This is a genomic window from Gloeocapsa sp. PCC 7428 (assembly GCF_000317555.1).
Lineage (GTDB): Bacteria > Cyanobacteriota > Cyanobacteriia > Cyanobacteriales > Chroococcidiopsidaceae > Chroogloeocystis.
This window is the reverse complement of record NC_019745.1, coordinates 26,170-44,707: the sequence shown is the minus strand read 5'-3', so window position 1 is coordinate 44,707 and position 18,538 is coordinate 26,170. Positions and strand designations below refer to the sequence as shown.

The 18,538-nt window shown below is 43.8% G+C and carries 16 protein-coding genes; 6 read left to right on the top strand and 10 right to left on the bottom strand.

All coding sequences use genetic code 11. The features are described 5' to 3' along the window. Positions 1-57: 57 nt before the first annotated feature. Positions 58-249, bottom strand: coding sequence for a photosystem II reaction center protein PsbZ (psbZ, locus tag GLO7428_RS00210; RefSeq protein ID WP_015186536.1), 192 nt, complete (start codon positions 247-249; stop codon positions 58-60). Positions 250-518: 269 nt separating this feature from the next. Here psbZ and GLO7428_RS00205 point away from each other — a divergent pair, with 269 nt between their 5' ends. The 5 genes from GLO7428_RS00205 (at position 519) to GLO7428_RS00185 (ending at position 6,868) form a co-directional block, all read left to right on the top strand. Then, positions 519-3,278 (top strand): CBS domain-containing protein, encoded by a 2,760-nt coding sequence (locus GLO7428_RS00205; RefSeq protein ID WP_015186535.1) that lies wholly within the window; start codon positions 519-521, stop codon positions 3,276-3,278. Positions 3,279-3,386: 108 nt separating this feature from the next. Continuing rightward, positions 3,387-3,722 (top strand): DUF6825 family protein, encoded by a 336-nt coding sequence (locus GLO7428_RS00200; protein ID WP_015186534.1) that lies wholly within the window; start codon positions 3,387-3,389, stop codon positions 3,720-3,722. 146 nt (positions 3,723-3,868) lie between these two features. After that, positions 3,869-5,581 carry an ABC1 kinase family protein gene (locus tag GLO7428_RS00195; RefSeq protein WP_369792535.1) on the top strand — a complete coding sequence of 571 codons (1,713 nt, stop codon included), beginning with the start codon at positions 3,869-3,871 and terminating at the stop codon, positions 5,579-5,581. A gap of 17 nt (positions 5,582-5,598) precedes the next feature. Further along, complete coding sequence (locus tag GLO7428_RS00190; RefSeq protein WP_015186532.1) at positions 5,599-6,321, top strand: Stp1/IreP family PP2C-type Ser/Thr phosphatase; 723 nt, start codon at positions 5,599-5,601, stop codon at positions 6,319-6,321. 352 nt (positions 6,322-6,673) lie between these two features. Continuing rightward, positions 6,674-6,868, top strand: coding sequence for an NblA/ycf18 family protein (locus GLO7428_RS00185; protein WP_015186531.1), 195 nt, complete (start codon positions 6,674-6,676; stop codon positions 6,866-6,868). 473 nt (positions 6,869-7,341) lie between these two features. On the opposite strand, the gene GLO7428_RS00180 is transcribed toward GLO7428_RS00185, so the two are convergent. The 9 genes from GLO7428_RS00180 to kdpA form a co-directional block, all read right to left on the bottom strand. Continuing rightward, a complete protein-coding gene (locus tag GLO7428_RS00180) occupies positions 7,342-8,853 on the bottom strand; it encodes a serine/threonine-protein kinase (RefSeq protein WP_015186530.1) in 1,512 nt (503 codons plus the stop codon). Between the two features lie 364 nt (positions 8,854-9,217). After that, complete coding sequence (locus GLO7428_RS00175; protein WP_041918758.1) at positions 9,218-10,414, bottom strand: anhydro-N-acetylmuramic acid kinase; 1,197 nt, start codon at positions 10,412-10,414, stop codon at positions 9,218-9,220. A gap of 130 nt (positions 10,415-10,544) precedes the next feature. Further along, complete coding sequence (locus GLO7428_RS00170; RefSeq protein WP_041918465.1) at positions 10,545-11,693, bottom strand: universal stress protein; 1,149 nt, start codon at positions 11,691-11,693, stop codon at positions 10,545-10,547. 187 nt (positions 11,694-11,880) lie between these two features. Beyond that, complete coding sequence (locus GLO7428_RS00165; protein WP_015186527.1) at positions 11,881-12,102, bottom strand: type II toxin-antitoxin system HicA family toxin; 222 nt, start codon at positions 12,100-12,102, stop codon at positions 11,881-11,883. A gap of 3 nt (positions 12,103-12,105) precedes the next feature. Then, the gene (locus GLO7428_RS00160; protein ID WP_015186526.1) at positions 12,106-12,309 is read right to left on the bottom strand and encodes a type II toxin-antitoxin system HicB family antitoxin; all 204 of its coding nucleotides are present in this window, start codon (positions 12,307-12,309) and stop codon (positions 12,106-12,108) included. 47 nt (positions 12,310-12,356) lie between these two features. Further along, positions 12,357-12,974 (bottom strand): K(+)-transporting ATPase subunit C, encoded by a 618-nt coding sequence (kdpC, locus tag GLO7428_RS00155; protein ID WP_015186525.1) that lies wholly within the window; start codon positions 12,972-12,974, stop codon positions 12,357-12,359. 2 nt (positions 12,975-12,976) lie between these two features. Then, positions 12,977-13,153, bottom strand: coding sequence for a potassium-transporting ATPase subunit F (locus GLO7428_RS00150; RefSeq protein WP_231295526.1), 177 nt, complete (start codon positions 13,151-13,153; stop codon positions 12,977-12,979). Between the two features lie 112 nt (positions 13,154-13,265). Beyond that, entirely contained in the window at positions 13,266-15,368 is a 2,103-nt protein-coding gene (gene kdpB / locus GLO7428_RS00145; RefSeq protein ID WP_015186523.1) for a potassium-transporting ATPase subunit KdpB, read from the bottom strand. Positions 15,369-15,412: 44 nt separating this feature from the next. Beyond that, positions 15,413-17,098, bottom strand: a complete 1,686-nt coding sequence (gene kdpA / locus GLO7428_RS00140) for a potassium-transporting ATPase subunit KdpA (RefSeq protein WP_015186522.1) — start codon at positions 17,096-17,098, stop codon at positions 15,413-15,415. 311 nt (positions 17,099-17,409) lie between these two features. Here kdpA and GLO7428_RS00135 point away from each other — a divergent pair, with 311 nt between their 5' ends. Continuing rightward, on the top strand, positions 17,410-18,537 hold the full coding sequence (locus GLO7428_RS00135) for a sensor histidine kinase KdpD (protein ID WP_015186521.1): 1,128 nt from the start codon (positions 17,410-17,412) through the stop codon (positions 18,535-18,537). The last annotated feature ends 1 nt before the right edge of the window (position 18,538 follow it).

Below are 18,538 nucleotides of genomic sequence, written 5' to 3'. Positions count from 1 at the left end.
TTGCCCCCACAGAGTACTAGTGTATCTTGATATTGCTAATAGAATCTTGCCGCACGATTAAACAACGAGAAAGTTGAGCGCGCCGACTAAAAAGACTAGACCAATCCAAGCGATTGAACCTACCCAAAGTAGTTTTTTGGATTCAACCCAGTTTTGCGGCGTAGCGTAAGCAACTGGAACGCCAATTAGCATAGCAAATGACATGATAACCAAAGCAACTAAAGCAATTTGAAATAAAATTGTGAGCATTGGTGCTTCTCCCAAAACAGCAACAAGGTGAACAAAATTGTTGAGCGTAAAGCTGACTATACTTTTGATTATTCCTTATTTGTACGCTATCAGAAAGGCGATCGCTTTAGGTAACATCAAAGCAACTGCCAAGCACGACAATAAGATCGTAGCCCCGCTGCTTGAATTCATAGCAATGTGGTCAATACTGTTAGGACATTTTAAGCCCTCATCATTCTTCTTTCCCTGACCCTTACAGGCAAGGTACTGCCTTGCCCCTCTGATAAAATATGGACTTAATTTTGTGTCATACAACAGCAGATTTTGACGCACTGGGTGCAGCTGTCGGCGTCGCGCGGTTGCTTCCTGGGGCAAAAATCGTGTTAACAGGTGGTAGCCATCCGGCGGTGCGTGATTTTTTAGCGCTACATCGCGACGAGTATCCGTTAATTGAACGCCGTGCGGTTCATCCCGAACAAATTCGTTCTTTAGTCGTAGTAGATACACAAAAGCGCGATCGCTTAGGTAAAGCAGCCGAGTGGTTAAATTTACCGCAACTAGAAGCCATTCGCGTATACGATCATCACGTAGATGTTGCAACGGATATTCCCGCGACACAAATTCAAATTGCACCTGTCGGCGCAGCGACAACTTTAGTCGTCGAAGAATTACAACAACACAACATCAGTGTCAACTCAATTGAAGCCACAGTGATGGCATTAGGGATTCATGTTGATACCGGATCGCTGACTTTTGCCCAAGCAACCGCCCGCGATGCGATCGCCTTATCATGGTTAATGAACCAAGGGGCAAATTTACGCGTCATTCGCGATTATATCGATCCTGGATTATCACCGGAGTTACAAGAATTACTGACAACAGCTTTAGCCGACCTGCAAACCGAAGTTATCAGCGGCTACAACATAGCTTGGGTACTGTTAGAAACCACAGGTTATGTCATGGGCTTATCCAGCCTTGCTTCGCAGCTGATGGAAATTACCGAAAGCGATGCACTCATTTTAGCTGCACAGCATATAGACGACGAACGCTTGACGATTATCGGGCGATCGCGAATTCCTGGAACGAACCTCAATGAAGTTTTTCAAGAATTTGGTGGTGGCGGACATTCGCAAGCCGCATCAATTTCGCTACGCAGTGTCGATGTCAAACAAACTTTGACAGCAATCTTAAACAAGCTAAAAAAACAAACTCCCCAGCCACCGATCGCCCGCGATTTAATGTCTTCACCTGTGCGCACAATTCGCCCTGAAACGACGATTGGTGAGGCACAGCGGATTCTTTTACGCTACGGGCATTCAGGCTTATGCGTTGCTGATTCTGACGGTCAACTTGTTGGTATTGTTTCTCGCCGCGATCTTGATATTGCGCTGCATCATGGCTTTAGTCATGCACCTGTTAAGGGATACATGAAAACGAATCTTAAAACAATTCTTCCAACAACAACACTACCCGAAATTGAGTCACTGATGGTGACTTACGACATTGGACGGCTACCCGTTTTAGATAACAGTGAACTAGTGGGAATTGTGACGCGTACTGATGTGCTGCGCGAAATTCATCAAGAAGAAACCAGCAGGGAACAAACGGCTAGGGATAGCATTTTACCCAACTACCGACAAGGCGCGTATCAACTTTTGCGCGATCGCTTAGCCCCGCAACTCTGGGAATTACTCATCAAAGCCGCAACCCACGCTTCGCAACGCGGCTGGCATTTATATCTTGTTGGTGGTGCAGTACGCGACTTACTGCTAACCTACTTTCGGCATGACAAGTACGGTTCAGACAAAAGCACCTTCAATCATAATTCTTCACTTCTCACTGATATTGACTTAGTTGTAGATGGTCCTGTTGCCAACAATGGTATCGGTGCAGGTGTCCAACTTGCCCAAGAATTACAGCAAATTTACCCCAATGTCCGCTTAGAAGTTCACGGCGCGTTTCAAACCGCAGCACTTTTATGGCACAAAGACCCAGTTTTTGATTCTTTATGGGTAGATATTGCCACAGCCAGAACCGAGTTTTATCCTTACCCAGCAGCTAATCCCGAAGTTGAAGCGAGTTCGATTCGTCAAGACTTGTATCGGCGAGACTTTACGATCAACGCTTTAGCAATTCGGCTAACATCGCCCCGCGCCGGAGAGTTATTAGATTTCTTTGGCGGGTTTCTCGATCTTCAAGCCAAGCAAATTCGTGTTCTCCACGCTAACAGTTTTATTGAAGATCCCACGCGGATTTATCGGGCGGTGCGGTTTGCTGTACGGCTAGATTTTACGATTGAACCCGAAACGGAAAGCTATATCCGCTACTGTATCGCTAGTGGTATTTACAACCGCGTGCAAGGAGATACGCCTGCACTGTCTACGCGTCTTAAAGGCGAACTGAAATATATCTTAGAAGCACCTTATTGGAAGCGGGCGTTGAAGCTTCTTTCTGATTTAGGCGCACTCAAGTGTATCCACCCAACTTTAGAACCCGATCGCGAATTGTGGCGACAACTGCGTTTGCTAGAACGCTGTTTACAACAAAAACTTGACTGGCAACAAAATCTACATCATTGGCTACTGCGACTCGAAGCGATCGTGGCTCACATATCACCCGAATACCGCGCGCAGGTCGCGACAAATTTACAACTTCCTGATGATAGTATCAAACGCCTTGCATCATTAAGCGAGGCACAAACCAAAATTGAGGAATTGTTACTTTCCTATCAGCAACCCAGTCAAGTGGTACAGTTACTTCGTCGCTACGATACACCAACGCTGATTTTAATCGCTATCCGCACCAATCGTCGTGTGAGACGGTTAATTTGGCAGTATTTTAACTCGTGGAGGCTAATTGAGCCACCATTGAACGGCAATGACCTAAAAGCTTTGGGTTACAAACCTGGACCGCTGTACCGCATCATTTTAGACGAGTTACTAGCCGCAACGCTCGATGGTAAGATTAACCACAGTACGAATTCTGAAGAACTCCGCAAGTGGGCGATCGCCTTTGTCAAAAACCGCTACCCACAACAAAAAATAAGCTAAGCTTATCGTTTATTGATCATTGTTTAAGACGATCTATTCCTCACACTCCGCAGCAGTAGAGCAGACAGGCAAGTTATAATTTTTGCGGATGCATGTAAAAAAATATTTATGAGTAATCCTTTTGTCCAAGCTTTTTTTGTCGGTAGAGCCGTTGCTGAAATTTTCAACGAGCAGCTAGAAAATACCTTAACAGACGCGCTCAGCGAACTAGGTAAACTCGATGCCGAACTCAGAGAACAAATGCGCCAGTTTTCGGATGAAGTCATGGAACGGGCTAATCGGGAAATGGAAATGACCACCAGAGGTAGAACGACAACGACAATTGTTACCCCAGATACCCAACCTGTAGATACACAGGCAATGATTGACGACCTCCGCGCCGAAATTGCCTTATTACGTACAGAAATACAGCGTTATCGCAGTAATTCTGGCACAAGCAACTAAACCTAAAAAGTTGTAGCTCTCGCAGGGTAGAGGCGAAAATACGCTTATCTCAGTCATAATTTGACTAAAAATTCCCTGTAAACGTTTGAAGAATTTCTAGCAAACAAACTTAGGAACATTGAGTGTCTGTTCTTCCTGCTGACTCCGTGAAAACCCTACGGTATACCAATAATCTGGAGACGGGCTATAAAGAAAAGTCCTACCGTTGGAATCGGGAAAATTACTCAAGCAAACGCCGTTTTGTTGACATCTGGCTGTTTGTGATTCGATTGCTGGCTGGTTTTTGGTACAACAATAAATCATGGAGTTATTCAGGTGGAGTTACTGACGCCAAGCGGAGTGCGCGACGCAAACGCCAGGCTATTTGGATTCGCAATAAGCTGCTAGACTTGGGACCGACTTTTATTAAGGTAGGTCAGCTATTTTCGACGCGTGCAGATTTGTTTCCGAGTGAATACGTCGAAGAACTTGCTAAGCTGCAAGACAAAGTACCCGCCTTTAGTTACGCGCAAGTAGAAACAATTATTGAGCAAGAACTCGGCAAAAAACTTCCTGAACTCTTCACAAGTTTTGAACCGATTCCGATCGCCGCCGCGAGCTTAGGTCAAGTTCATAAAGCACAACTGCACTCAGGCGAAATCGTTGTTGTTAAGGTACAGCGTCCAGGATTACGCAAGCTTTTTGAAATTGATTTAAAAATTCTCCGAGGAATTACGCAATACTTCCAAAATCATCCTAAATGGGGGCGCGGTCGCGATTGGATTGGAATTTATGAAGAGTGCTGCCGCATTTTGTGGGAGGAAATTGAGTATATCAATGAAGGGCGGAATGCGGATACTTTTCGGCGCAATTTTCGCGCTTACGATTGGGTAAAAGTCCCCAGAGTTTATTGGCGTTACACGTCTTCCAGAGTACTGACTCTAGAATACGTACCTGGAATTAAGATTAGCCACTATGAAGCACTAGAAGCCGCAGGAATCGACAGAAAATTGGTAGCGCGTCAAGGTGCTGAAGCATACTTACAACAGCTACTCAATGATGGTTTCTTTCATGCCGATCCCCATCCAGGTAATATTGCGGTCAGTCCAGAGGGATCGCTGATCTTCTACGATTTCGGCATGATGGGGCAGATCAAAACGGGCGTGCGCGAACAACTCATGAAAACGCTGTTTGGTATTGCCCAAAAAGACGCACAACAAGTGATGGATTCTTTAGTAGCATTGGGAGCACTGGCACCCACTGATGATATGGGTCCTGTACGGCGCTCGATTCAGTATATGCTCGATCACTTTATGGATAAGCCATTTGAGAATCAATCGGTGGCGGCAATTAGTGACGATCTATACGAAATTGCTTACGACCAGCCCTTTCGCTTTCCGGCAACTTTTACGTTTGTGATGCGGGCATTTTCAACATTAGAGGGTGTCGGTAAGGGCTTAGATCCAGAATTTAATTTTATGGAAGTTGCTAGACCTTTTGCGATGGATCTTATGACTAACGGCAATGGTATTGAAGGCAATAGCTTTCTGAACGAATTAGGTCGCCAAGCAGCACAGGTAGGTAGTACTGCCTTCGGACTGCCAAGACGTCTAGAGGATACACTAGAAAAGCTAGAACGGGGTGATATTCGCGTGCGCGTACGTTCAATCGAAACCGAGCGGCTATTACGTCGGCAAAGTAACCTGCAATTAGGAACAAACTACACGATAATTATCAGTGCTTTTACCCTGTCCGCTACGCTATTATTCGTCAATCATTATATATGGCTGGCAATCATTGCTGCGGCGATCGCCGCAGTAGTAGGGGTAGCGCTTGTTCGACTGCTCATCCGCCTTGACCGATACGACCGAATGTATTGATATTTTCTCAGGCAACTATGAAACTGCGCTTCACGGGTCTTAGTAACCCAGGGTTGGTACGCTTCTCGAATCAGGATGCTTACTACATTGATCCGGAAGGGCGATTCTTTATTGTCGCTGATGGTATGGGCGGTCATACAGGCGGCGAAGAGGCGAGTCGTATTGCAACACAAGTTATTCGCGATTATCTATTGCAACATTGGAAGAGCGATCTCGCAACGAAAGTCTTATTAGAAAATGCTTTTAAGCAGGCTAATCTTGCGATTGTTCGAGAACAACAATTACAGCCGCAATGCGGTGATATGGGAACAACCGCCGTCGCTGTCGTTTTTCGCGACCAACAGCCCGCGATCGCGCACGTTGGTGATTCGCGCCTGTATCTGTTTCGTGGTGCAGCACTACAACAAATCACCGCAGACCATACTTGGGTGAATATGGCTTTGCACCAAGGTGATATTACGCAAGAAGAAGCCCGCGCGCATCCCTGGAGACATATTCTGTTGCGCTGTTTGGGTCGCGAGGAGCTAGATCAAATTGACCTGCAAACGCTCAACGTTCAAAGTGGCGATCGCTTGCTGCTATGCTCAGATGGATTGACAGAAGAACTCGCTGACGAAGAAATTGCTTTTCATCTTCAATCAAACCCTGCGATCGAGAAAGCAACGGCTGCCTTATTGAAAGCTGCCTTAGCAAGCGGTGGGCATGATAATATCACCGTAGCGATCATTGAACTTGAGTAAAGATTTTCGTTCGGTATCCATACTCCTGAAGATCGCAGTCTTTTGGCAAATATCAGTGTAGCTAATCGTTTTTCTCCTGAAATTCAGAATGTTTTAGGTATATATACTTAACAGTTGTTCAATCTGAGCATTTTTACTTTTTGTAACTTGATAAAACTAACTTGAGCCTTCCTGGAATTCACCGAGGTTAAGGCTATTTCTTTTGATTAGAATAACTATTCATCGGGGAGTATGCGCAACTTGTCAACTATTTGTTATATTTTGTAAAAATAGACCTAAATGTAGAGAGTACAACAATTGCTCCTACTTTAAGAGTCACTAGTAACCTTGAGTATCTTGTTTGGAGTTAGCTATGGATCAGCCGATCGAACTTTCTTTGGAACAACAGTTCAGTATCCGCTCCTTTGAAACACAAGTACAGAACATGAGCCACGAGCAAGCCAAAGACTTCTTGGTTAAGCTCTATCAACAGATGGTGATGCGCGAAGCAACGTACAAGCAACTGCTGAAGCATCACTGGGGATTAGAAGGAGGTAGCTGGGCTTAAGTCACACAACCCAATGTCGCAGTAGGCGACCTCCATCTCTTGCTCGGTTCCAGCAGGGAAAAGAACTGGGGGTGTTGGGGCGTCAACTCCGAACAAACAAAAACGTCAGAAATTCAACCAACTGCTATCTAAGCTTCACAAAGCCACGCGGATATTTCCCCAGCGAGAATATACAACGCTAAAACTAACTCATTGAGTTGAGTACATAAAATTTCTACGCAGCATGAGAAGCTATATTTATTAACTATAAGCCTTCAATTTTCACTTCAAATCGGCTCTAAGCAGACTTCACTACCTAAAAAACGAACCACAAAGAAAAGCGCTTGCAGGTAGAGTCGCATTATTTATAACTAGCGTTGAAATGTCTACAACACAAAGGCGTAAGAGTTTCAGAAAGTTTTTGTGTGAAGACTCATGAGGTTGATTAATAGCCATGCAACGAAAAAGTTTTTGTAATATAGCAGTTGACACTGTCAACTGTCCACTGCTGCTAACTTCATAATTACTTGTGGCTTAATTTTTTCTAGCTCTTTTTTTAGAAGACCGCGGCTAAGCTGTGGAGAGGCGGTAGAAACCGCACTTTGACTCATAGCAACCCACTGTTGTAATAATTGGCGTTGTGCAGGTGCAATCTCAGTTTGCAGACAAGCAAACGCACGCTGCGGAGATTCACGCGTAAACAATAGAATTTTATAGTATCCAGTTTCGAGTAAGAGTTTTGCTAACTCCATACCTTGAGAAGATTTCAAGTCTAAGTAGTAGGGTAGCCATTTGGGCGTATGTTCCTGGCTGTGTAAGACAGTAAGCCATAAAATCATTGGATGCGGAGCATTTAGAAATAAAAATTGGTTGTAACGCGTACCTTGTAGCCGTTTTTCGATCTCTTGTTTTGGTAGCATTACCCATAAAGTGGCAGTTAGTTGATTTTGTACGCGGATTGGATGCGGAAAAACAATATCTGCGATTGGTTTATTTTTTGGCCAATAAGGTAGTTCATCAATACCCGCAGCAGTAATTGAATACTTCTCAAGCGTACTAGCAAGATTGGTCTGCGGGGAAGCTGGTATATTTTTATCTTGGGCAGTAAATTGTACTGGCTCGTGTTGTTCTAGAGATGTAATCGTTTGGAGAATCTCATTGATATTTTGGGGGCGATCGCTGGGATTTTTAGCTAGACAGCGCATGACTAAACGTTCTAACGCCTGTGGTAATTCCAAGCGAGGATTTATTTCGCTAAAGGAGCGCGGTGCGTGGAAGTGATGTGCTTTATACCAACCACCAAACGAGTTGGTATTTGCTTGTACAGGCATCTTACCTGTTAACATTTCAAACATCATTACGCCCAAACTGTAGATATCTGACCGATTATCGAGTTCCTTACCCTCAATTTGTTCAGGCGAGGAATACGCCCATGTTCCCAAGTAGTAGTTTGTTTGAGAACTATCTGATTGTAGTAGTTTCGCAATCCCAAAATCGAGAATCTTGACTAATTCCCCAAAACTAGGGTTGGGTGTGACTAAAACATTGCTGGGCTTGATGTCACGGTGAATAATCGGACAAAGTTCCCCATCAACCGGAATACCATCATGTGCTGCTTGAAGTCCTAAGCCGAGTTGACGTGCAAAACTCAAAAACCGTGTCAAAGTGAGTGGTTGTATTCGGACAATCTCACTTAAACTTTCTCCTTGCAAGTATTCCATTACATAATATGGAATTCGATTTTCGTCTACGCCGTAGTCCATGACGCGGACAATGTGAATACTTTTTTGACCAAGAAGCGCGCAAGTTTTAGCCTCGCGTTCAAATCGTTCCTGTACTCTAATTTTGTTGTTTTGAATCGAGAGTGCGAGAAATTTAATGGCAACAGGTACACCACCCAACAATAGGTCATTGGCGAGATAAACTTGACCCATAGCTCCTGTTCCAATGAGTTCTTGAAGTTGATACCGCTGAGCAATTAAGCGACCAATGTTGGGATCTGTCATACGAAGTTAAATCGACCAGTGATAAGGTTTCATGGCACTAGCCAGTATTAGCTGTGTAATAAAGAACATTGATGTGCTGCTTGGGTTTATATGTTAACTAAACAACAGCAACTGAAAAGCATTACACAGACTAATTACAAGACAAACTTAACCTCAATTGCAAGAAATCTCCAAGCGGGATTATACTGAGAAGTTGGCTTTGTTTGGTACTGTAATAGGGATGAGGGACTAATACCATTTCATTTTGAAGTTACTACAAATAGGGAGCAGAGGAGAAATGATTAGTAGTTTTTATTTCGTGAAATGGTATAAGAGCTAGGAGTGAGTGGATAGTGGCTAGTGTTCTCTGCACCCCTTACTCTTTTTATATTGGTAAATGCATTTCTCCGAGGAGTACTGGTTGCGTTGCACCAGTTGCTTGCGGTAAGTTACCAGGGAGGTTGAGCATTCTCCAGTACGCAAGAACAGCGAAGGCGATCGCTTCTTTAAAATTGGCACTCAGTCCGATTTCGTCTGTCGTTTGTACGGGAAGTGGTGCGAGTAATTCTTGTAATCGGCGTTTTAAGTAGAGATTCCGACTACCGCCACCGCATAATAGTACGCGATCGCTTTGCTGTGGTAAGAAAGTTTGGTAACTGTGGACAATTGAGACAGCAGTTAATTCTGTGAGAGTTGCTAAAGTATCAGCGACGCTTAAATTTAGTGCTGTCGTGTCAGCTAGACAAGCTTGTAAATAGTCCCAGCCAAAAAGTTCTCTTCCTGTCGATTTTGGTGGTGGGAGTTGAAAGTAATCTTGACTGAGCCATTTTTCTACTAATGTATGACAAGGAGTGCCGCTAGATGCCCACTCACCGTTAGCATCGTAAGTTTGAGTACCATTGGTAAAATGCTGTACTGCTAAATCTAACAGCGAATTTCCAGGTCCTGTATCCCAACCGCGCACTTTTTCCAACCAGTCGGGATGCGATCGCGGTGGTAAATAGGCAACGTTACCAATTCCGCCAATATTTTGCACGCAACGCGCCTCGTGAGGATGACTCAAAAGATACGCATCGACGCGGGGAACTAAGGGCGCACCATGACCTTTAGCAGCAATATCACCTGCGCGAAAGTTACTCACTGTTGGAATTTGAGTTAATTCCGCAATCACAGCACCACGTCCTAATTGAAGACTATATCCTAGGATGTCAGCAAACCCCTCGAGTGCGGGTAAGGCACTGCCTTGCCCCTCATGCCCCTCGCCCCTTCTTTGGGGTGGTCGATGATACACTGTCTGACCGTGCGAACCAATGAGTTCTACGGAAGAGTGATTGATTTGCAAGTGTTGTGCTGCTTGGGCAAAAGTTTGGGCGATCGCATCGTCTAATTCTGCCAATTGTGCCATCGAAAGCGCTTCCCCCGCACAAACTGCGAGGATCTGTTGTCTTAACTTTGTCGGATAAGGATAAGTTTCTCCTGCTAAGAACTCAACTTTGATATCGCTATCTGTACCAGAAATATCAACTAAGGCAGCATCAATGCCATCAACTGAAGTACCGCTGATTAAACCAATTACAAGCATTAATTTATCGACTAAGTAAGAGGGTAAAAATAAACATAACTTAAGGGTTGGTAACTGGTAAGTGGTAAGTGGTAATTGGTAATTAGTGAATATCTTTTTTCTCATTACCCATTACCGATTGCCTATATCGTTATCCTACTGGAGCCACACCATTAAACTCAGCGTTTTTCTCCGAGCTAATAATATGAATATCAATATTTTTCAGCAACCGTACTAATTGTTGCGTCAGAGAACCACGCAAGAGAATTTTCCAACGCGATCGCTGACTTTCGCCGATGACAATTTGGGTAATCCGGTATTGTTTAGCAACATCGGCGATCGCTTGTGCGATATTGTGATTTGTGACGCGGATAAACGTCCCGCCAAATTCTTGACACAGATGTTCGCAAGTTTCGAGGTGTAAACTTTCCGCTTTAGTTAAAAAGCGATCGGGATTCGCCACAAAAACAGCGTACAAAGGAGCATTCATATAACCTGCTAGCCGCGCTCCACGACGTATTAATTGCAACGAATTGGGATAGGTAGAGACGCAGACTAAAACACGCTCGTGGATATTACAAGTTTGTCCGGCGAGTTGCTCATTTGGGGAATTAGCGGTGAGTGCGATTGCATCTTCTTCGACATTATCAGCAACTTCGCGCAGTGCGAGTTCGCGTAAAGCAATCAAGTTGCGTCGTTGAAAAAAGTTAGCGAGTGCTTGATGAATTTTTTCGGGAGCGTAAATTTTCCCTTCAAGTAAGCGTTCTTCTAAAGTTTCTGGAGTTACATCAATAACGACAACTTCATCAGCTTCCTCAATTAAGCGGTCCGGAACGCGTTCTCTAACGACGACACCTGTAATGCGTGCTACCAAGTCATTGAGACTTTCGATGTGTTGAATATTTACAGTTGAGTAAACGTCAATACCCGCAGCTAGAATAACTTCCACATCTTGATAGCGCTTTTCGCGTTCAGAACCAGGGACATTCGTATGTGCTAATTCGTCGATGAGTGCGAGTTGTGGCGATCGCGCTAAAATTGCCTCTGTGTCCATTTCTGTTAGCGTCAACCCGCCCCGAACAATTTCTTTACGGGGGATCAGTTCTAATCCATCAGCTTTTTGTGCAGTTTCCTTACGTCCATGAGTTTCGAGTAACCCAATCACAACATCAATACCTTCTTGTTTGAGTGCGTGGGCTTCTTCGAGCATTCGGTAAGTTTTACCAACTCCTGGAGCCATCCCAATAAAAATTTTGTGCTTACCTTTACGCGCTGGGCGAATTGTAGTGTTTTCAGACACTATAGGTTCTTCAGTCTTGTTCACTGCAAGCTTTGCCTTATCTCAATGTAATATTCGCTCGTTAGCTTAACGACTAAAATCACGGTTCAACAAAGCGATTAGTTAGTTGTCAATTTTGCTGATAGGTTTTAACCGCTAAGCTGTTTTTTTATCTAAGCAGTGTATCAGTGCAAGCCTTAGTTAAACCTCACCGTGACTCTAACATCTCTTCAACTGTTAAATTAATATCAATTGCAATTTGTCGCAGCAACTTAGGTGAAATATCGCGTCCCTTGTGAAAGGGAACTGTCGTAGGACCATCTGTATGACGAAACTGCTTGTGTGAGCCTTTCTGACGCACCTCCACAAAGCCAAGGTTCTCCAAGATGCGAACTACCTCTTGTGGTTTGAGAACAGGTATACTGCTCATCGTTTACTGGATAATAATCTGTTGCGTGCCGACGAATGTATCGAACACTTGTTCTTGATCCTCCAGAAGCATTTCAATGACCTCATGCAGATTCTCGTGTAACTCGTCCAAGGTTTCTCCTTGAGAGTGCGCTCCAGGAAATCCAGGTACATAACCTACATAGAGGTTAGTCTCTGAATTCTCAACAATAGCGGTAAACACTTTCATGAATTTCAGTTAAAGACTTGAATACAATCAACTTAACCACAGGTATGCTACTCTAGCGGAGCTTGTAAAACGTCTAGCTCGCGATTTAAATTCAACACATTGACTCCTGGTTCGCCAAAAACCCATAGAAATCTGCCTTGCGTGTGTTTAGCAATCAAAGGAGCAATTTCCTCAGGAGATAAATTACGCGCCTGGGCAACTCGTTCTAGTTGATTAAACGCGGCTTCTACTGTAATATGCGGATCTAAACCAGAACCCGAAGCATAAACAAGATCCGCACTAGGTGCAATTGCGCGTTCTTCTAGCTGTGAAACAGTTTCATTAATGCGTGCGAGTAGATCAGGATTACTCGGAGCCAAGTTACTCGCGCCCGATACACCGGTTCCTTGTCCGATATTTTCTGAATCGCGTTCTTGTTGAGTAAAGCTGCTGTAGTTCACCGCACTAGGGCGACTTTGGAAATAGCGATCTGAAGTAAAGACTTGCCCAATCAATGCAGAACCGACATTTTGTCCTTCTAGGTTTTGGACAATGCTACCGTTAGCTTGAAACGGAAAGAAAACTTGACCAATAACAATCATAATTGCGGGATAAATCACTGCGGTTAGCAGCCACAGCACAAAAGTGATGCGAATTGATCTTGTAACATCGCGCACTATAGACATAACTAATAGCGCTCCGGTCGAAAAACGACATCAAATAAGTAAATTGTTAAACCCAAAGTAACTAATCCAAGTAAACCAATTGCCCAAGCCTGACGACGTTGCACGCCATCAACCGCCGCATAAACCGCTGGTGCGATCGCCAAATTCAAACACAATACCAAAAAAAGCTGCAAAGGCAATTTTTGCTTACACAAAAGCCTCTTCATACACTACCAGCCCCCACTCAAAAATCTCTCACAATCTCTTCTCTCTGCGTCCTCTGCGCCTCTGTGGTTCGTTTAATATTACCCCCTACCCCAAACCTACCGCCGCAATAACCACATCAATCACCTTAATCGCAATAAACGGAGCCACAACACCACCCAAACCATAAAGCAAAATATTCCGCTGCAAGAGTTGATTCGCGGTTAACGGTCTAAACTTCACTCCCGTCAACGCCAAAGGAATTAACGCTGGAATAATCAAAGCGTTATAAATCAGTGCAGACAAAACCGCCGATTGGGTACTTGCCAAATTCATAATATTCAACCTGCCAATACCCGCAGCCGTAAAAATAACTGGAATAATCGCAAAATACTTAGCGATGTCATTTGCGATCGAAAAAGTCGTTAATGCGCCGCGCGTAATTAATAGTTGTTTACCAATAGCAACAATATCAATCAACTTCGTCGGATCAGAATCTAAATCAACCATATTTGCAGCTTCTTTTGCCGCTTGAGTTCCCGAATTCATTGCTACACCGACATTGGCTTGCGCAAGTGCTGGAGCATCATTTGTTCCATCCCCCGTCATTGCGACTAATTTGCCTGCGGCTTGTTCGCGTTGAATTACGGCAATTTTATCTTCAGGAGTCGCTTCGGCAATAAAGTCATCGACACCTGCTTCTTGGGCAATCACTGCCGCTGTGATCCGATTATCACCCGTTAGCATAATCGTTCGTACGCCCATGCGTCGTAGCTGGTCAAAACGTTCTTTAATGCCAGGTTTGATAATATCCTTAAGATAGATGACACCATAAATATCGCCATTGAGCGCGACAGCCAGCGGTGTACCACCCAAACGAGAGACACGTTCGTAAGCAGCATCGAGATCTGAAGGAATTTGACCGTTACGCGAACGCACAAAGCCTTTAATTGCTTCTACCGCACCTTTACGCACCTCCACTCCATGCGGTAAGTTCGTGCCACTCATGCGCGTTTTGGCAGAAAAGTCAACCGCTTCAGCCTTACTCCAGTCAAAATCAAGTGATGCTCCGAGTTTATTCGCTAACCGCACAATTGATTTACCTTCGGGTGTTTGATCGAAGACACTTGCTGCGAGAGCGACTTTAGCAACATCATCTACAGAATGTCCGTTGACTGGAATAAATTCCTCGGCTAGACGGTTTCCTAGCGTGATAGTCCCCGTTTTGTCCAAAACAAGCGTATTCACATCGCCGCACGCCTCTACTGCCCTTCCAGAAGTGGCAATGACGTTAAATTGAGCAACGCGATCCATGCCTGCAATCCCGATCGCACTCAGCAACCCGCCGATTGTTGTTGGAATCAGTGCGACTAACAAAGCAATGAGAATTGCTACACTGACAGGACTTTGGACATAATTAGCGAGTGGTGGGAGCGTTGCCACAACCAACAAAAACACCAGTGTCAGCACCGCAAGTAAGACGGTGAGTGCAATTTCATTTGGGGTTTTACTGCGTTGTGCACCTTCTACCAGCGAAATCATGCGATCGATAAAGCCTTTACCAGGATCGGCGGTAATTTGAATCGTGAGTTCGTCTGAGATAATCCGCGTACCGCCTGTTACCGAACTCGCGACATCGGAACCAGGTTCTTTTAATACGGGTGCTGATTCTCCGGTAATTGCGGATTCATCCACCGAAGCAACTCCTGCTATCACTTCGCCATCTGCGGGAATGAGATCGCCAGCGATGACTTTGATGCGATCGCCCCGCCGTAAAGTGGTAGAAGAAACTTCCTGCGTTGAACCATCGTTCAAAATTTTCCGCGCCAGGGTGTCCGATTTTGTTGCACGTAAAGCATCAGCTTGCGCTTTTCCACGCCCTTCAGCGACGGCTTCGGCAAAATTAGCAAACAAAACTGTAAAAAACAAAATCAGCGTAATCAAGCCATTGAACACCCGCAGATTTTCACCTGGTACTGTACCAAACAGCCCAGGATCAATCGTGAGTAATGCGGTAATAATCGTACCGACCCACACCAAAAACATCACTGGATTTTTTACCATTTGTCGCGGATTTAGTTTGACAAAAGCATCGCGGATAGCTCGTTGGTAAAGTCCTTTTCTGCTCACTTTTGGTGTATGCTTGCGCCCTTCGCGAGGACCACTAGGACGCGGACGCGGGTTTATGGGTGAAGAAGTTGTAGAATCCATTTAGCAGGGGAATCTGGTAATTGGTAATGGGTAATTGCTAATTACTAATTTCTCAGCAGTTGAAAGCCTTCGGCGATCGGTCCTAGTGCTAGAACAGGAAAGAATGTGAGAACTCCTAGTATTAAGATGACTCCTGCTGTAACGCTGGTGAATAACACAGTATCAGTGCGCAGAGTTCCAGCAGTTTCGGGTACGGGTTGTTTACGTGTCATACTGTCAGCTAAAAGCAGTAAAGCGATGATGGGAATGTAGCGTCCTCCTAACAGGCTGATACTTGTGCTCAGGTTCCACCAAAGTGTATTGTCTCCTAATCCTTCAAAACCGGAACCATTGTTCGCACTCGCAGAGGTGTATTCATAAACAACTTGCGATAATCCGTGAAATCCTGGGTTACTAATTCCCGCTAATGTGCCAGGAAAAGATAAAGCGATCGCACTCGGAATTAAAACAAAAATTGGGTGAACGAGTAGCACGACACTCGCTAAAACAATTTCCCGTTTCTCAATTTTGCGACCTAAAAATTCGGGTGTCCTGCCTACCATTAAGCCTGTAATAAACACCGTTAGAATGAGATAAATAAATAGATAAGCTGTCCCTGTTCCTTGACCACCCCAAACGATTTGGAGGAACATATTAAATAAGGTTGAAAAACCGCCATTAGGCATCAAAGAATCGTGCATTCCATTCACTGCACCACACATTGTCGCTGTTGTACTAACTGCCCATAACGCTGTTTGTGCCCAACCAAAGCGGACTTCTTTGCCTTCTAAATTTGGTTGTTCTCCACCAAAAATTGCATTGTTAACAAGTGGATTACCTTGATACTCACCAATTGCAGTTATACATATCAAAATGAAGAATATAATAAACACCATCCAAAAGAGTAACCAAGCTTGTTTCATGTTGTTGGCAAACACACCATAGGTAAAGATTAATGCCATAGGAATAGATAGCATGGCAATCGTTGCTAATAAATTAGTAAAAGTATTGGGATTCTCGAATGGATGTGCAGAATTAATTCCAAAAAAGCCACCGCCGTTTTCTCCTAACTGCTTGATGATCTCAAAATGAGCAACGGGACCTCGTGCGATCGTCTGTGTTGCACCTTCGAGTGTTGTTACTGTTGCTGGGGAGGCTAAAGTTTCTGGTACACCAGCAATTAACAATATTAATGCTCCAATCAGTGATATAGGTAATAGAATTCGCGTAATTGCTAGGGTTAAATCAACGTAAAAGTTACCTATTGGTCTACCAGTTAAACCGCGAATAAATGCAATTCCTACAGCTAGCCCAGTAGCAGCAGAAGTAAACATTAAAAAAGCTAGTGCTAGCATTTGACTGGCATAACTATATGTCGTTTCTCCAGAATAATGCTGCTGATTTGTATTGGTAATAAAAGAAATAGTGGTATGCAGTGCTAAGTCCCAGCTAGGTGGATTTAACCCAGTGGGATTGAGAGGAAGAACGCCTTGTAGCATGAGTATTGAAAAGACAAAAATACTCATAACTAAATTACTGATAATTACGGCTTGAATGTACTGCCTACCAGTCATATTATCTTTATATCGTGTCCCATTAATAGCAAAAATAGTTCGCTCTATAGGATTAATGACTCGATTCAGTAGTACGCTCTTTTCAAGAAACACGCGTGCCATGTACTTACCAAAGATTGGTGTAATGGCGACTAATATGACGAGTGTCAACGCAATTTGAAAGAATCCTTGTAGCATATGCTGAATAAGTTTACTTTTAATTTGTTTTAATACAGTTTCAGGAGCAATTAATAGTTTCTACCTTTTAACAAAAATTATCTCGATTGTGGTCATAAATCGGCAACTAATTGAATATATAAAGTCGTTAATAAAAATAGCTAGGATAAACTAGCTGCTAGATATATACATAATGCGTAAACTACTATATCAAGCGGTATATTTTTAGCTAAACGGTATATAAATTTATGTTTATAGTCAAAGAGTATTTGGGTTGCTGTCATCTATGATGATTTGTTTTAAAATCTAAAGTAAAATCTGCTAAAAACCGAATGTTGTTGCGATCGCTACAGCACCAAATTAACTCTTCTTACAAAAATGTACGCACAAGATCGCTGTGGTGGATTGCTTGTTTATTTGTAGTGGTCTTGATTCTAGAGTTTGCAACACCTGTAGAATACGTATTTGGTTATCTCTACACAGGACCAATTTTGTTAACGACTGCGTATTTGGGTAGAAGAGCAACGGTTTATGCAACTTTACTAGCGGTATTTCTAACAATCTTGAACTTGTGGTTTCCGGTAAAAGAAACAATCGAGCCTTCAATTGTAGCTAGTCGTTGCATTGCTGCAATGGCATTAATCGTAACCGGAATTTTGAGCGATCGCAATCGTTGCTATGCGCAGGCGATCGCGCTACAGCAGGCGAAATTGCAAGCACAAACACAGTTAATTCGCGTCAGAGAAGATTTTGCTTCTACCTTAACGCACGATCTGAAAACGCCAATGTTAGGTGCGATTGAAACACTGAGGGCTTTTGAACAAGGTAAATTTGGTACAGTTACGCCAATGCATCAAAAGGTGTTAGCAACGATGATTCGCAGTCATTTGTCTACCCTACAACTTGTAGAAACGTTGCTAGATGTATATCGCAATGATATTGAAGGATTAAAACTCCACCTAGCACCTGTGGATCTCGTCACTATCGCGGAAGAAACGATCGCAACGCTTATAGATTTAGCCTTATCGCGCCAGGTTTGTATCAGTTTAAGCTTTGGAGAATCAGAATTTCGGCGATCGATGTGGGTAAACGGTGATGCGCTGCAACTCCAACGTGTCTTTGCAAATTTAATTACGAATGGAATTCATCATTCGCTGCGGGGTGGTAAGGTAGAAGTTGTATTACAGTCGCAATCTGACTACCACATTGTTAAAGTGTTAGATAATGGCTTAGGGATTACCTCAGAAGAATTGCCGCACTTATTTGAAAGATTTTACCAAGGACACAGCGATCGCCAGGTTAAAGGTTCTGGATTAGGATTATACTTGACTCGCCAAATTATTGCGGCGCATGGCGGTACAATTTGGGCAGAAAATCGTGTTGCGCTAGGAGATACTACAGGCGCACTCTTTGCATTTCGATTACCAGCCTTACCATTTCAACCGCTTGAGAAGGCGTGAT

What these genes read in the sequence shown, in the direction of transcription:
- psbZ (WP_015186536.1), bottom strand. Translation starts at nt 249, where the DNA reads ATGCTCACAATTTTATTTCAAATTGCTTTAGTTGCTTTGGTTATCATG.
- GLO7428_RS00200 (WP_015186534.1), top strand. Translation starts at nt 3,387, where the DNA reads ATGAGTAATCCTTTTGTCCAAGCTTTTTTTGTCGGTAGAGCCGTTGCT.
- GLO7428_RS00175 (WP_041918758.1), bottom strand. Translation starts at nt 10,414, where the DNA reads ATGCTTGTAATTGGTTTAATCAGCGGTACTTCAGTTGATGGCATTGAT.
- GLO7428_RS00180 (WP_015186530.1), bottom strand. Translation starts at nt 8,853, where the DNA reads ATGACAGATCCCAACATTGGTCGCTTAATTGCTCAGCGGTATCAACTT.
- kdpA (WP_015186522.1), bottom strand. Translation starts at nt 17,098, where the DNA reads ATGCTACAAGGATTCTTTCAAATTGCGTTGACACTCGTCATATTAGTC.
- kdpC (WP_015186525.1), bottom strand. Translation starts at nt 12,974, where the DNA reads ATGTCTATAGTGCGCGATGTTACAAGATCAATTCGCATCACTTTTGTG.
- GLO7428_RS00160 (WP_015186526.1), bottom strand. Translation starts at nt 12,309, where the DNA reads ATGAAAGTGTTTACCGCTATTGTTGAGAATTCAGAGACTAACCTCTAT.
- kdpB (WP_015186523.1), bottom strand. Translation starts at nt 15,368, where the DNA reads ATGGATTCTACAACTTCTTCACCCATAAACCCGCGTCCGCGTCCTAGT.
- GLO7428_RS00165 (WP_015186527.1), bottom strand. Translation starts at nt 12,102, where the DNA reads ATGAGCAGTATACCTGTTCTCAAACCACAAGAGGTAGTTCGCATCTTG.
- GLO7428_RS00135 (WP_015186521.1), top strand. Translation starts at nt 17,410, where the DNA reads ATGTTGTTGCGATCGCTACAGCACCAAATTAACTCTTCTTACAAAAAT.
- GLO7428_RS00205 (WP_015186535.1), top strand. Translation starts at nt 519, where the DNA reads ATGGACTTAATTTTGTGTCATACAACAGCAGATTTTGACGCACTGGGT.
- GLO7428_RS00185 (WP_015186531.1), top strand. Translation starts at nt 6,674, where the DNA reads ATGGATCAGCCGATCGAACTTTCTTTGGAACAACAGTTCAGTATCCGC.
- GLO7428_RS00190 (WP_015186532.1), top strand. Translation starts at nt 5,599, where the DNA reads ATGAAACTGCGCTTCACGGGTCTTAGTAACCCAGGGTTGGTACGCTTC.